The 13,410-nt window shown below is 41.0% G+C and carries 10 protein-coding genes; 8 read left to right on the forward strand and 2 right to left on the reverse strand.

The features are described from left to right. Positions 1–337: 337 nt before the first annotated feature. The 5 genes from modB (at position 338) to E3K36_00855 (ending at position 5,996) form a co-directional block, all read left to right on the forward strand. Positions 338–1,009 carry a molybdate ABC transporter permease subunit gene (modB, locus tag E3K36_00835; GenBank protein ID MCF6153806.1) on the forward strand — a complete coding sequence of 224 codons (672 nt, stop codon included), beginning with the start codon at positions 338–340 and terminating at the stop codon, positions 1,007–1,009. Between the two features lie 21 nt (positions 1,010–1,030). Further along, entirely contained in the window at positions 1,031–1,909 is an 879-nt protein-coding gene (locus tag E3K36_00840) for an ATP-binding cassette domain-containing protein (GenBank protein ID MCF6153807.1), read from the forward strand. A 138-nt stretch (positions 1,910–2,047) separates the two neighbouring features. Then, on the forward strand, positions 2,048–2,833 hold the full coding sequence (gene pstB / locus E3K36_00845; GenBank protein ID MCF6153808.1) for a phosphate ABC transporter ATP-binding protein: 786 nt from the start codon (positions 2,048–2,050) through the stop codon (positions 2,831–2,833). Between the two features lie 6 nt (positions 2,834–2,839). Further along, a complete protein-coding gene (gene phoU, locus E3K36_00850) occupies positions 2,840–3,511 on the forward strand; it encodes a phosphate signaling complex protein PhoU (GenBank protein MCF6153809.1) in 672 nt (223 codons plus the stop codon). Positions 3,512–3,623: 112 nt separating this feature from the next. Continuing rightward, positions 3,624–5,996, forward strand: a complete 2,373-nt coding sequence (locus E3K36_00855) for a tetratricopeptide repeat protein (GenBank protein MCF6153810.1) — start codon at positions 3,624–3,626, stop codon at positions 5,994–5,996. A gap of 71 nt (positions 5,997–6,067) precedes the next feature. On the opposite strand, the gene E3K36_00860 is transcribed toward E3K36_00855, so the two are convergent. After that, the gene (locus E3K36_00860; protein MCF6153811.1) at positions 6,068–7,621 is read right to left on the reverse strand and encodes a HAMP domain-containing protein; all 1,554 of its coding nucleotides are present in this window, start codon (positions 7,619–7,621) and stop codon (positions 6,068–6,070) included. Positions 7,622–7,786: 165 nt separating this feature from the next. Further along, positions 7,787–8,509, reverse strand: a complete 723-nt coding sequence (locus tag E3K36_00865) for a hypothetical protein (protein MCF6153812.1) — start codon at positions 8,507–8,509, stop codon at positions 7,787–7,789. A gap of 336 nt (positions 8,510–8,845) precedes the next feature. Between E3K36_00865 and E3K36_00870 the strand changes: the two genes are divergently transcribed. The 3 genes from E3K36_00870 to E3K36_00880 all read left to right on the forward strand — a co-directional run bounded on the left by E3K36_00870 (position 8,846) and on the right by E3K36_00880 (position 13,385). Next, positions 8,846–11,404: a DNA internalization-related competence protein ComEC/Rec2 gene (locus E3K36_00870; GenBank protein ID MCF6153813.1), complete on the forward strand. Its 2,559-nt coding sequence runs from the start codon at positions 8,846–8,848 to the stop codon at positions 11,402–11,404. Positions 11,405–11,622: 218 nt separating this feature from the next. Continuing rightward, positions 11,623–12,564, forward strand: coding sequence for a tRNA (adenosine(37)-N6)-dimethylallyltransferase MiaA (gene miaA, locus E3K36_00875; protein MCF6153814.1), 942 nt, complete (start codon positions 11,623–11,625; stop codon positions 12,562–12,564). A gap of 341 nt (positions 12,565–12,905) precedes the next feature. Further along, on the forward strand, positions 12,906–13,385 hold the full coding sequence (locus tag E3K36_00880; protein MCF6153815.1) for a DNA-binding protein: 480 nt from the start codon (positions 12,906–12,908) through the stop codon (positions 13,383–13,385). Positions 13,386–13,410: the final 25 nt, after the last annotated feature.

Raw genomic sequence — 13,410 nt, forward strand, 5'->3', positions numbered from 1 at the left:
GCTGAACTATTACAGTCCCTAAAATTTCAGGGAAAATAATGCACAATACTTTTATAATACTGGGAAAACGGCAATCCTAAGATAAAACTGGATGACACTTTTTGGCCAGCATGAAGTGGTTTATATTTAAGCGGGTAAGCACGATCTATGAAAAAATTTTGGCATCTTGAAGTTGTTTCATTTCAGCAATTAAAATGGCCATAAGAAAAAACAGTGGTTTTGACGCATGGCAGAATACATTATGTTGGCTACTTGCATATTAACTGTCATTATATAATATACCAGCATGTACAGATGCATAGAGGCTAAATACTTTTAAACTACAGGATTATTTTTCATGAATTTTACGGCTCCTTTCCTCTTAACCTTAAAGCTTTCTACTATTACAACACTTTTATTATTTGTCCTGGGTATCCCTTTTGCCTACTGGCTTGCTTTTTCAAGATTTCGTGGGAAGTTCTTCGTTGAGTCTGTAGTTGCCTTACCCATTGTTCTTCCACCGACTGTCCTGGGTTTTTATCTCCTCATGGCTATTGGGGGAAACAGTTTTGTCGGACGCTGGTACGAAGGTATTTTCCATAAGACGCTTGCCTTCTCCTTTCAAGGGCTTGTTGTGGGTTCATTCATCTATAATCTGCCATTTGCAATACGTCCCTTTCAATTGGCTTTTACCGGGGTGGATAAAAAATTGCTTGAGGCATCGTGGAGCCTTGGCAGATCCAGATTACATACCTTCCTTTTCATTATTTTCCCACTTTCCCGACAAGGTATTATAACAGGCTGCATACTCACCTTTGCACACTGCATGGGTGAATTTGGGGTTGTCCTGATGATCGGAGGAAATATTCCGGGTGTTACCAGGGTTGCATCGGTGGCTATCTATGACGAGGTGCAGGCGCTGAATTACGGGACTGCGAATATCTATGCGGCCATTTTACTGGCATTTTCATTTGTCATACTCACGGTAGTTTATTTTATAAATAGGCGTTTTTTTATGCGCATGCTCTAATGGAAATATGGAGGTCTTACCTTGATAAAAGTCCGTATTAAAAAAACATGGAGAGAATTCGGACTGGATGTAAACATTGAGATTCCTCATGAAAAAGTAACAGCCTTATTTGGTCCTTCAGGGGCGGGAAAGTCGAGTATATTGCGCCTGATTTCCGGTCTGGAAAGGGCAGACGGAGGAATGATCCATAAGGGAGAAGAAGTGTGGTATGATGAGTCAAAGGCAATAAACCTCCTCCCCCAGCAACGTTCCGTGGGGTTCGTATTCCAGGACTTTGCCTTATTTCCCCATTTAACGGTGGAAAGAAACGTAGCGTATGGAATAAAAGAAAAAAAGAGATTGAAAGAAGCAAAAGACCTTTTATCCCTGGTAGGGTTATCCGGCTACGAACGTTACTATCCCGCTCAATTATCCGGGGGGCAAAAGCAAAGGGTTGCCCTGATCCGTGCCCTGGCCAGGAAACCAGATATCTTGCTCCTGGATGAACCGCTTTCAGCGTTGGACTGGGAAACACGCAGACAATTACAGGAGGATTTAAAACGGATCCTAAAACAGCTTCGCATAACCACGCTCTATGTAACCCATGATGTGACGGAGGTGTACAAACTGGCTGACTATGTAGTCGTGCTGGAGTCAGGCAAAGTAATCAAACAGGGGACACCGGAAGAAATATTTATGGGAAAGAGACTAAGCACCCGCATCCAGATCGTAGGTAAGATCGTTGGCATAGAATCCGACCCTATCATGGCCGCTGTTACCGTTATGCACGAAGACCAGTATTTTAAGACGCTCATCGACACCGAAGAAGTACACCGGCTGAATTTAATGGTGGGGGATGATGTGGTGATCGGCGCCAAATCATCCGATGTCATCTTATTTAAAATCTTAACGAAATCTTAACACAATCTTAACAATATTTTAACAATTAAAAGGTATAAAATTTTATTCTTCATGAAGTTTTTTTGTGACTTGGTGACTTGATATCTTCGTGGCATAACAAGCCGACAAATGTCTGATTTAAATCCGAGGTCTTTTATCATGGAAGTTGAACACAGCACAAAAGGACAACAAAAGGCAAAAATAAAGATAGAGGAATTTACCTTTTATTATGGGGATTGCAAGGTCATAAACGATGTATCAATGGATTTTTTTGAATGCAATGTTACGGCAATCATAGGGCCTTCAGGTTGCGGAAAATCGACACTGATCAAATCGATCAATCGTATCTCTGAAATCACCAATGAAGTACAAATTAAGGGAAAGGTATTGCTGGATAACAAAAATGTATATGACCGCGATGTTGATCTGGTCGACCTCCGGCGGCGCGTCGGCATGGTATTCCAGAGACCGAATCCGTTTCCCAAAACTATTTACGATAATGTGTCCTTTGGACCCCGGTTATCCGGAATTAAAGACAGAAAACGATTAGATGAAATTGTGGAGGATAGCTTGACCAAATCCGCCCTATGGAATGAAGTTAAGGATCGGTTGGACCAGAGTGCAATGGGACTCTCCGGCGGACAGCAGCAACGACTCTGCATTGCACGGGCGCTGGCAGTCGACCCTGAAGTCCTGTTAATGGATGAACCGTGTTCCGCACTGGACCCAACGGCAACAGCCAGAATCGAAGAACTCATTGAGGATCTAAAAAAATACTACACGATCGTGATTGTCACACATAATATGCAACAGGCGGCACGAATTTCCGATTATACGGGATTTTTATTGCATGGGCAGTTAATAGAGTATAATATAACTCCTGAAATTTTTACGAACCCTGACAAAAAGGTTACAGAAGAATATATTACGGGGAGATTCGGATAATATTCTATGGAACGGCATTTTGACCAGCAATTAGGAGCACTCAGAAAAAATCTCATTCAAATGGCCTCCATGGTGGAGGCTGCCATTGCCGATGCCGTGAAATCCCTTATTGAGAGGAATAGTGAATTGGCCCGCCACGTTGTGGAAAACGACGAACAGGTGGATACCCTGGAATTGGAGATTGATAAACAATGCGTTGATCTGTTGGCATTACGACAGCCCATGGCCATCGACCTCCGGTTTATCACATCGGCGATCAAAATCACAAACAATCTCGAACGCATGGGTGACCTTGCTGTGAATATTGCAGAACGTGTGATCCCTCTCAATCAGGAACCACAACTAAAGCCACTCATTGATATCCCAAGGATGGCGGTGATTACTCAAACCATGGTGAAAGACAGCATTGATGCATTTGTAAACAGGGATACTGCACTAGCCCGTTCGGTATACGAGCGGGATTCCACGGTTGATTCCCTGAATGACCAGATATTCAGGGAACTGCTGACTTATATGATGCAAGACCCGGCAAATATAACACGCGCCGTCCACCTGCTTCTCATTTCCCGTCATCTGGAAAGGATTGCTGACCACTCCACCAACATTGCCGAAGAAGTTGTATACATTGTCAAGGCCAAGGTCGTCAAACACCGCAGTTATAGTCTGGAAGAACCCTAAGCCGAACGAGCCGGGACATGTAGCGTGACATTTATGCCGCTGACCGGAGAACTGTAGGGGCGGGGTTACCCCGCCCCTATCATAAGGGCCGTTCTGGTTTATCCATTTTAAGATGTTTGTGAATGATAAATACTTATATCATCGTAAAAAACCCGCTTCAGTGGTAATACAAAATTCCAAACTTCCATATATACTGCTAGTACTTGTATCCGTATGTGCTTTTCTTAATTCACTCCATGGTGGTTTTGTTTACGACGATATCGGTGTGATTGAGGATAATTATTTTATACGATCACTCCATAATGTTTCCAAAATTTTCAACAGAGATTATTTTCATCTTTCCAACGAATTAAGCTATCGTCCCGTTGTTACCCTCAGCTATTTTCTGGATTACGCAGTCTGGGGCATCAATCCTTTCGGATATCATCTGACCAATGTCATTCTTCATGCAATAAATAGTGTCCTCCTGTACTCTCTCTTACTATGGCTTATAAGGATGCGATCCATTGCATTGCTCTCGGCCGTTCTCTTTTCAATCCACCCATGCGTAACGGAAGCTGTAAATGCCATTAGCTACCGGGAAGATATCTTTGTTGCACTGTTTTCCCTATTGTCGTGTCTTTGTCTGATTAAATCCGGCCAGAGATATCTTATTTCATACCCGGGCACACATCTTCTCTCGCTTTCGCAGCAAGGAAAAACATGGACAAACAACCGGCAACCACACCAAGTTGCGCCACAATGGCGCATGAGGGCTTATTATGTACTGGGTCTCATAACCTACCTGATAGGACTTTTTTCCAAAGAGACGGCTATCGTTATGCCATTATTTATCCTTTTTTTCTGGTTTTTCTGTAAACAGGAAAACCCAGTTTCAGTTCCTTCCATTGGGGCGGGAATTACAAACTCGGTTTCTCCCTTAAAAAACAATGAAGCCGCCAGACATGCAAAGTCGGGGTGGGCTAAAGATTTTATAATTTATTATGGTGGATATATCCTGATAAGTCTTTTTTATGTGTTGATTCGCTTTGTCATCTTAAAAAACCCTTTAGAAATATCCCCTGGTTATGTACAGGGAAGCATCGCGATAAATTTTATGACAATGATCAAGATCCTGGCTACGTATATAAAACTGATGTTTTTCCCGTTTCATCTAAGCGCTGATTATACGATTGCCCCGGTCTTATCCGTCTTCAATCTATCCTTTATTACAAGTATTTTTCTCCTTGCCGCTGTGGGTATTGTCATTTTCAAGACTATAAAGAGGGGGCAGGGGGCAGGGGTCAGGGATCGGGTATCGGGAGTCAAAAGACCGACCACCGATCCCCGCTCCCTGACCTCTCTCAAAGGGCTTGTGGGGAAAAAACCGTTTTTGCAGGAAAATACGGTACAGGCACCCCGGATATATAGTCTGTTTATGCTTTGCTTTTTTATCGCGTTACTGCCCGTTTTAAACATTATCCCCATTGGGCATATCATGGCAGAACGGTATCTTTATTTTCCGGTTGCTGGATTTTGCACCGTTTTAGGTGGACTTTTGTTAGGCAAGCTGACAACCCGATTACCTGGTAATACGGTATTGAATAAGTTTATCGTTATACCCCTCCTGATAATATTATGCAGTTCTTTCACCGTAAGGACTATTTTAAGAAATAGAGATTGGCAGAACGAGTATACTTTTTGGACAACTATTTTGAAAGAACAGCCCCAAAATTACGATGCGCATAATAATCTGGGAAATTATTTTTACAAGCAAGGAAAATTGGATAGGGCTATTCACGAATTAGAAGAAGCCGTTCGTTTAAAGAAGAATTATCCCGAAGGGCATAACAGCCTGGGAACGATGTACATAGACAAGGGACTCATCGACAAGGCAATTGCCGAGTATGCTGAGGCAATAAAATGTAAACCTGTATTTCCCCAGGCTTACTATAATCTCGGAAATGCCTGTATAAAAAAAGGCTTGCTGGATAACGGCATCACGTATTTTCAGAAAGCGGTCAGTATGGGCATGCATAATCCCCAGGTCTTTAACAACCTCGGCAGCGCGTATATTAAAAAAGGCATGTTAGACGACGCCATAGCTCAGTATAAAAAGGCATTAGCAGTCTATAATGATTATCCTGAAGTACACAGCAACTTGGGATATGTATATACCGAAAAAGGCGATTTCGGTAAGGCGATATCTGAACTCAAAGAGGCCCTGGAATTGCAACCCAACCATGCCAATGCCCACAACAACCTTGGGGTAGTCTATTGCCAAAAAGGGTTATTCGATAAAGCGCACCAGGAGTTTCTGAAGGCCATAAAGTATGATCCCAAAAATGCCAGCGCTCACAAAAATATCGGTATGATTTACTTTACAAAAGGGGATAGGCAAAAGGCCAGGGAACACTTCCTCCAAATGCTGCAATATGATCCGGGTTATATAAATGATCCCAATATATTCGCGATAGTTTCACGACTTGGCTTGATAAAGGAATAAGCAATTCTTTTATTTTATTCGTGTCAATCTGTGCCAGTTTGTGTCCTATTGCAGAATGAAGCATAAAACAATCACTTGTCTGCTTGTCGCCGGGTTGGGGTATTTGATTCTTTTTCGATTTTTCGCGTTCGTTCGGTGATGTCCGTAGATATGCCGCATACTCCATAAAGACCTTCAACGAAGTCATACATGGGAAATTTTAAGGAAATATAGGTGTGCATCCCGTCATCTTGAGGGACAACCTCCTCAATCACAAGAGAATTTTTTGTTTCGAGTACTTTGCAGTCATTTATTCGAAAGGCATCTGCAAACGCCTTTGGGAAAATATCATAGTCGGTTTTCCCTATAACCTGATCCTTCGTTACATGGAAGAGCCTTTCGAATTGATGATTTATAAGCAGGTAGCGCCCCTCAGTGTCTTTGAGATAGACGATGGCTGTGGTGTTATCAAGAATCGTCTGTGTCTGTTCTTTGCTCTTACGCAGTTCTGTCTCAGCCCGTTTGTGTTCCTTAATTTCCAGAGAAAGTTTATCAGCCATGGCATTAAAACCATTCATCAGGGCGCCAATTTCATCCGTGCGGGTTACCTTTACTCTGTAATCCAGGTCGCCACCTGCAAGTCTTTCTGCTGCATCCGTTAAATCTTTGATGGTCCTTGAGGTTGAAACGGCAAAGATAATTCCCACGCTGGTAACCGACGCAACGCCGACTATACCGAAAATCAATGCCACAATACTCAGCGTCTTTAATGGCTGAAATGCCTCTTTTTTATCTATCTCTGACAAAAGTATCCAGCCATATTCAGGTATATCCAGTGATGAACCAACGACAGGCACGCCTCGGTAGTCCGGATAAATGCCAACCATCTCTTTATCATCTTCAATAATCTTGAGAACGGGCTCCGTATCTACTACCTGTTTGAGAGATGCACCGGTTATAAACCTTGACTCAGTGACCATTATCCTGCCTCTGTTCACGAGATATACCTCGCCAGTCTTTCCCATTCCGACACGGTTTGTTGTAATTTCACTCAGAAATGCGAGGCTATGGGCATTGATAATAACCCCGAGGGGCTTTGTATCCTGCCCGGAGATAATTGGCGCGGAGCTTAGGATGCAGGTTGCACCAAAGTATGGAAAGTAGCGTGGTGTAATATAGGCTTCACCGTAGCCCCGGTTTATCCCTTGTACAAATATATCCTGATCAGAAACATCCTTTCCAATCAACTTTTCATTGGTAGACGAGACAACCTTGCCGTGCCTGTCCGCAATGGCTATAGCTATAAGATGATTGTCCAGCGGCAGCTTCTTCTTTGATAAGTACTCATTCAAGTCAATTACTGCATCCCGTTTGAGAACCCCACCGCGAACGACTCTTTCAATTCTGTCTCTTATGAACCTATCGGAGCTGAAATCTATGGTTCGCCCCTTTTTTGTCTCCATAAACGATCGGATGTGGAGCCTTTTTGACTCCGCAACTGCCTTCATCTGTTCAAGTATCTGATGCTTTAGCGCGCCCTTGGCATGAAAACAGTAGACCATTGTGATTGCAGCAATGGGTATGAGTGAGATGCAAAGGGTTAATGTAAGTAATCTTCCCTTAAACGATGGAAACAGGTTCGCCATGCAAGATTCCTCATGATTGTGGACGAATAATTATTTGTGATATGACACCTTTAAATTAGGCCTTCCGGCTACTTTTTGGAATTCCTTCGAATAAATTTATTGCGATTCATATCGTCTTTGTTTATACAGAAGCATTTAAATTTCAAATTGTTATGGAGCACTTTCTTATCTTTTTATTTTTTTTTCTTTGCATCTTGATGTCTGAATAGTCACCGACTGTTTTGATATTATTTTCACCAGATTTTCCGCTATATCTTGTCTGGTCTCACATCTTGATTCAACCTTTTTATGTGAATTAATTAAATAAGCCCGGTGCTTCTCTCCTATAATTTCATCCTGATTGTTGGCAACAACTAAATCAGCACCGTTTTCTATCAGGGATGCATATGCCCTTTCAATAAGCGCATCTCGTGATATCCCCACCTCTAATTTAAACCCTATTAAAAAGGCATGTGGCCATAACTGTCTTATCACCTTTATAACCTTGGGTGTTCTTAAAAAGGTAACTACCAGTTTGTCTTTATTCGAAGGTATCTTGCCGCTGCTCTGCGTTTCCGGGGTATAATCAAGCACTGCCATAGCATGTACAATGGCATCGAATGACTTATCTTTTAGCTCTTCCCGGATCGTGGTTAATAAGTCATCTATTGTCTCTACTTCAATAAGTGTAAGTCGGCTGGCACAATCTTTCTCTAATAAAGCGATATCCGGAAAGCAACTGCCCATCCCGTAAACAAACGTCACGTAAGCGCCGTTTTTCAGGAGTTCGGTCGCAATCACGGTACCCAACTTACCCGTTGATTTATTGCTAATGTATCTTACGGTATCTATATAACCTCTTGTTGGGCCGGAGGTTATCATAACACTCACCCCTTCTAAACTCTCCATATTTTATGGCCTTTCTGGAAAGAGAATTGAGTCCGGGAATAAATCAGGCCCTCGGCGACTGCGTTGTGTTCTATCATAGTGCGACATTTATGTCGCTTATGCGGGATAAATCCCGCGCTACATTTTCATGCATCAAATTATAATGTTTCTGACAATGTATTACAACACTAAGAATTAAAGCCGAAAAAACATGCTGGTGAATGTAAACGTAACACTCGCCACAAATTGGAACACAATTCGCATCAGTCTTTTTGTCTCCTTGCTAAGGAGAAATTTTAGTCATTTGATGTACCAGAAAAATACCATAGTGTTACAAATATGTACGAAAAATGAATTATGCAGCGACCTGTTGTTTTTATCACCCTTTTGCTTATATGTGGCATTTACGCGGGGTCACTCACAAAGATTCCAATTTATTTTACCATTGGGACGGGTCTCCTCTTATGGGTGTTTTGCTTTATATTTATCTATTCATACAAATTTAGAATATTTTTTCCCCCGTGCTTGTCTATCTTTTTTACTGTGGTATCAACAGCATACTACGATTCCAGAACTGATTTTCTTCCCACCAACCATGTTGAATACGTTCTAACCACACGGAAATCTTTACAACGCATTACGGGAGTAATTATAAATCCGCCTGTTCTCTTAGATAAAAACACATTGAATAAACGATTGCTTCAGGTCAAATCAGGGCAAATTTCGAGAAAATCTCATTACAAAATCTCTTTTACAATCCGTGCTGAAGGAATAGAAACGGCATCAGGTTGGAAAGAGATATCCGGCATTATGAAAGTAAATTTGTATCCATCGGAAGAGGAAATTTTAAAGGCGGACAATACGTCGCCTATTATAAATAAGTTAGTCTACGGCCAAAGAGTGACACTTTTCGGGTATGCATTCCTGCCAAACCCTCCCGATAATCCATATGAATTTGATTATAAAAGCTACTTGCAAAGGCAGATGCCGTCAGTTCGCTGCTTAATGACGGTAGTAAATATGAATAATATACAGATCAAAGATTCGTATCGCAATAACTGGGTATACGGTTTTATCTACGCATTAAATAATTCACTGAACAACACGATCTACACATATACTTTTAGCAACAGTGCCCCGTTGATCAGCAGCATGTTACTGGGTAACAGGGTTGATCTCCCGAACGAAACGATTGATAATTTTATGAAAACGGGCATCATCCACTTCATTGCCATTAGTGGTTTTAACGTGGGAATCGTCATCTTTACCGTACTGTTACCGCTGCGCTTCTTGGGAATAAATCAAACCTTGTCAACGCTAATTATCCTGTTTATTGTTGCCTTATACACGTTTTTAACAGGACTGAATCCACCTGTACTTCGCGCCAGTATAATGGCAGTTGTTTTCTTCTGCAGTTTTTTAGTGCACAGGCAATGGGATATTACATGCAGTATCTTTACGGCCATATTTTTTATCCTTATCAGAAATCCATCCGATCTTTTCAATATTGGGTTTCAACTATCGGTGCTGGCAACGATGGGTATCGTCTACGGATCGTCAAAGATTGAAGGTACCTTGTTTAAAACTGCTTTGTTCATAGAAACGTTACAGGTAAAAGCTGAACGGGGACGATTGTTTTTCTTAAAAAAATATCTGCGGAAATCCTTCTGCGTTTCCCTTGCCGCATGGCTGGCAACCCTTCCCCTTACAGCGTATTATTTCCATCTTTTCACACCTTTCATCTCCATCACCAATATTATTGTGTTTCCGCTATTCTGGATTATCATAGTCTGCGGCATCGTATTATTAACACTGGGAATGGTATGCCCTCCCCTGGCATCTGTTTCGGCCTGGTTGGCATCAAACGCAGATATGGTACTAGAATCACTGGTGTCAAACCTTGCATCCTTACCGTATTCCTATTTCTATGTCAGCGGGCCTTCACCAGCAGAGACCATTGCATATTACCTGTTCATTATTCTGCTGCTCTATCGTAACTTTTTATCCATAGATCTTGTGAAAATCGCAATATTTGGACTGCTGAGCGCTAATATTTTGATTTTCTCAGGTATGCTTAAATTCGCAAATCGCTCTTTGAAGATCACATGCTTGGATGTGGGACATGGGAGTGCCATAGTTATTCAATTTCCCACCGGGAAAAATATTCTGTATGATGTAGGCTCATGGCAGAATTACGATATCGGGAAAAATATCGTAGCTCCATTTTTATGGGGTCAGCATATAAAAAAGATTGATCTGGTAATCATCTCCCATGAACACGAAGACCACTTTAGCGGTTTGTCGTCTATCATCGAAAGATTCCAGGTAAAATCCGTCTATTCACAGCAGCATCTGTTTTCGTCCGAAGAGGGGCAAAGAATACTCACTTTTCTCAGGAAAAAACGTATCCGTACCGCAGCCCTTTCTTCCGGAGAAGTCTTAAAGGGATTTGAACCCGCCGTAGTAAAGATAATACATCCGCCATTTGTCTCTGGCATTACCCCAACGAACGACAATTCTTGTGTTATCAAGATTGAATACCACGGTTACTCCGTACTTCTCTGTGCAGACATAGAAGAACGAGGGATTGGATCAATCCTATCAAAATCTTCGGAAATCAGGGCGGATATCATTCAAGTGCCTCATCATGGTTCCTCAATAAATAACATGGAAGAGTTTCTGAATACTGTACAACCTGCATACGCCTTTATCAATTCAAGCGATGGCATAACCTCCCTCAAGACGCTAGATATCCTGCAAAAACATCACATCATGGTTTTACAGACGCACCGGGAAGGGGCGATAACGTTCAACCTGGATAAAAACGGGATAACATACTCTTCTTTTTTGAATAAGGCTTTACATATAGAGCGAAGAAACCCTTCGATTTACAATTACAACTTTGAAATTCCTTAACATTAAATTAGGCCTTCGGCGACTTTTTCAGAAAGCCAGTATAAAGCTAAGTACCACTTCGCTTTACACTGAAATTCTTAATATTAAAATAGGTATTTCTATAAAATGCGTTTATTTTGCTTCTTGCAAATTATCTTGTATAATCAAAATTTGTTAATTTTCTTATAAATTCGTGGCGTAAAAATAAACATTTTACTCAATTATATTCAAAACATATCATGCCTCTACCAATTTGGATACTTACCGGTCCCACAGCAAGCGGAAAGACAGACATTGGCTTAAAAATTGCCGAAAATATCGATGCAGAAATAGTCTCGGCTGATTCGATGCTTGTATATAGGGGTATGGACATCGGAACAGAAAAACCTTCCCTTGCCGTAAGAGATAAAATTCCTCATCATCTCATAGATATTATAGAACCCTGGGAAGAATATAGTGTAGGTCAGTATGTGAAAGATTTTGAAGTCGTTACACAACGTCTTTATCAACAAGGCAAGCAATTCATCGTTGTGGGCGGGACTGCCCTTTATTTAAAGGCTATTATGGATGGTTTATTTGAAGGTCCGCCCGCGGACTGGGAATATCGCAATTCCTTAAAGGCTGTTGCCATGGAAAAAGGCCCAAACTACCTGCATAAGATGCTTGCTGACATTGATCCCGAAACAGCCAGCAAGTTACATTTCAATGACCAGAAGAGGATTATCCGGGCGCTAGAGGTCTTTAAAAAGACGGGACAGCGCATCTCTTCTTTTCAAACCCAGTTCGGTCATAAAAATCCAAAATATGACTGTATAATGGTTGCGATCGAATACAATCGCGATATTTTATACAAGCGCATAGAAACACGCGTGGACCGCATGTTTGAGCGTGGTCTTGTGAATGAGGTTCGGACATTATTAAACAACCCTTTAGGATTAAGTAAACAGGCATCCCAGGCGCTTGGATATAAAGAAATTATTGACTTTTTCAATGGAAAGCACACCCTTTCAGAGGTTTCTGACGAGATCAAACAAAGAACACGTCGATTTGCGAAAAGACAGATGACTTGGTTTAGAAGCTTCCCGAATATCCACTGGATTAACGCAAGAACAGAAAATGACATTGTTGGGCTTTCTGAACAATTCCTTACTTGGTATTTTACCCGAAAAACGGGATTTTGAGACGTCATAAAAAATATTTTTACTGAGAATGCAAAAAACCCTTCTTAGGTACAATGTTAGGAGTCAAATACATACGCATTTAATGAAATATAAATATTCTAAACTTTTTTACATTTATTCCGATAAATTTAGAAACAGGAAAACATTTTTTAGAATCATTCGTACATTGTATGATGCCAAAAACGCCTTTTTAGGAAGAACAATGATATTAAAAGTGGACATGCTTATGAATCACCAATAATAAAAATCGATACATCAGAAATCTGAAAAGGGCAAACCATTTGTGTTATCGAAACACAAATCAACTGGACATCATCCGAAATATATAGATTGGGAAAATTATGGAAAAGTTATGTATTGTAAGGAGAAGGAAAAAGAGTCTTCAGGAAGTGGGAAAAGAGGTAATCCATGAGTTAATGGATAATGGTAGCATGTGCAGAGAAAAAGAGTCTTCATTAGAAAATTTGTCCGGAGAAAATGATAATGTCCTTTCCTTTCCTTTAACGCCTGAACAGTGCGGGTTTGTCAGATCAAACAATCATATTAAGTCTATAATAAATGGCACATCACATGGCTTTCATTTAGATATGCAAGATTATGAAAATGGTCATATTATCTTTAAATTTTGTTTTGACAAAGTAGATATAGAAAAAATGCTTAAGACGGAACATGTATGTCAAATGCTACAAGTCAGCAAAAGTTTTTTGATGAAGCTTGTAAAAGAAAAAGAGATTAGGAGTTATAAAATGGGCAGGCTGAGGCGTTTTTCACTGAAGGATATCCTTGAGTATCTCACGGAAAAGATAGACCACACGGCGTAAAGTATAAAGCTTTATTTCGACGGAG

Origin of the sequence: Candidatus Brocadia sp. (assembly GCA_021646415.1) — a bacterium.
Taxonomy (GTDB): Bacteria; Planctomycetota; Brocadiia; order Brocadiales; family Brocadiaceae; genus Brocadia.

Coding starts and splice junctions, on each gene's coding strand:
- modB (MCF6153806.1), top strand. CDS start 338: ATGAATTTTACGGCTCCTTTCCTCTTAACCTTAAAGCTTTCTACTATT.
- pstB (MCF6153808.1), top strand. CDS start 2,048: ATGGAAGTTGAACACAGCACAAAAGGACAACAAAAGGCAAAAATAAAG.
- phoU (MCF6153809.1), top strand. CDS start 2,840: ATGGAACGGCATTTTGACCAGCAATTAGGAGCACTCAGAAAAAATCTC.
- E3K36_00855 (MCF6153810.1), top strand. CDS start 3,624: ATGTTTGTGAATGATAAATACTTATATCATCGTAAAAAACCCGCTTCA.
- E3K36_00860 (MCF6153811.1), bottom strand. CDS start 7,621: ATGGCGAACCTGTTTCCATCGTTTAAGGGAAGATTACTTACATTAACC.
- E3K36_00865 (MCF6153812.1), bottom strand. CDS start 8,509: ATGGAGAGTTTAGAAGGGGTGAGTGTTATGATAACCTCCGGCCCAACA.
- E3K36_00870 (MCF6153813.1), top strand. CDS start 8,846: ATGCAGCGACCTGTTGTTTTTATCACCCTTTTGCTTATATGTGGCATT.
- miaA (MCF6153814.1), top strand. CDS start 11,623: ATGCCTCTACCAATTTGGATACTTACCGGTCCCACAGCAAGCGGAAAG.
- E3K36_00880 (MCF6153815.1), top strand. CDS start 12,906: ATGGAAAAGTTATGTATTGTAAGGAGAAGGAAAAAGAGTCTTCAGGAA.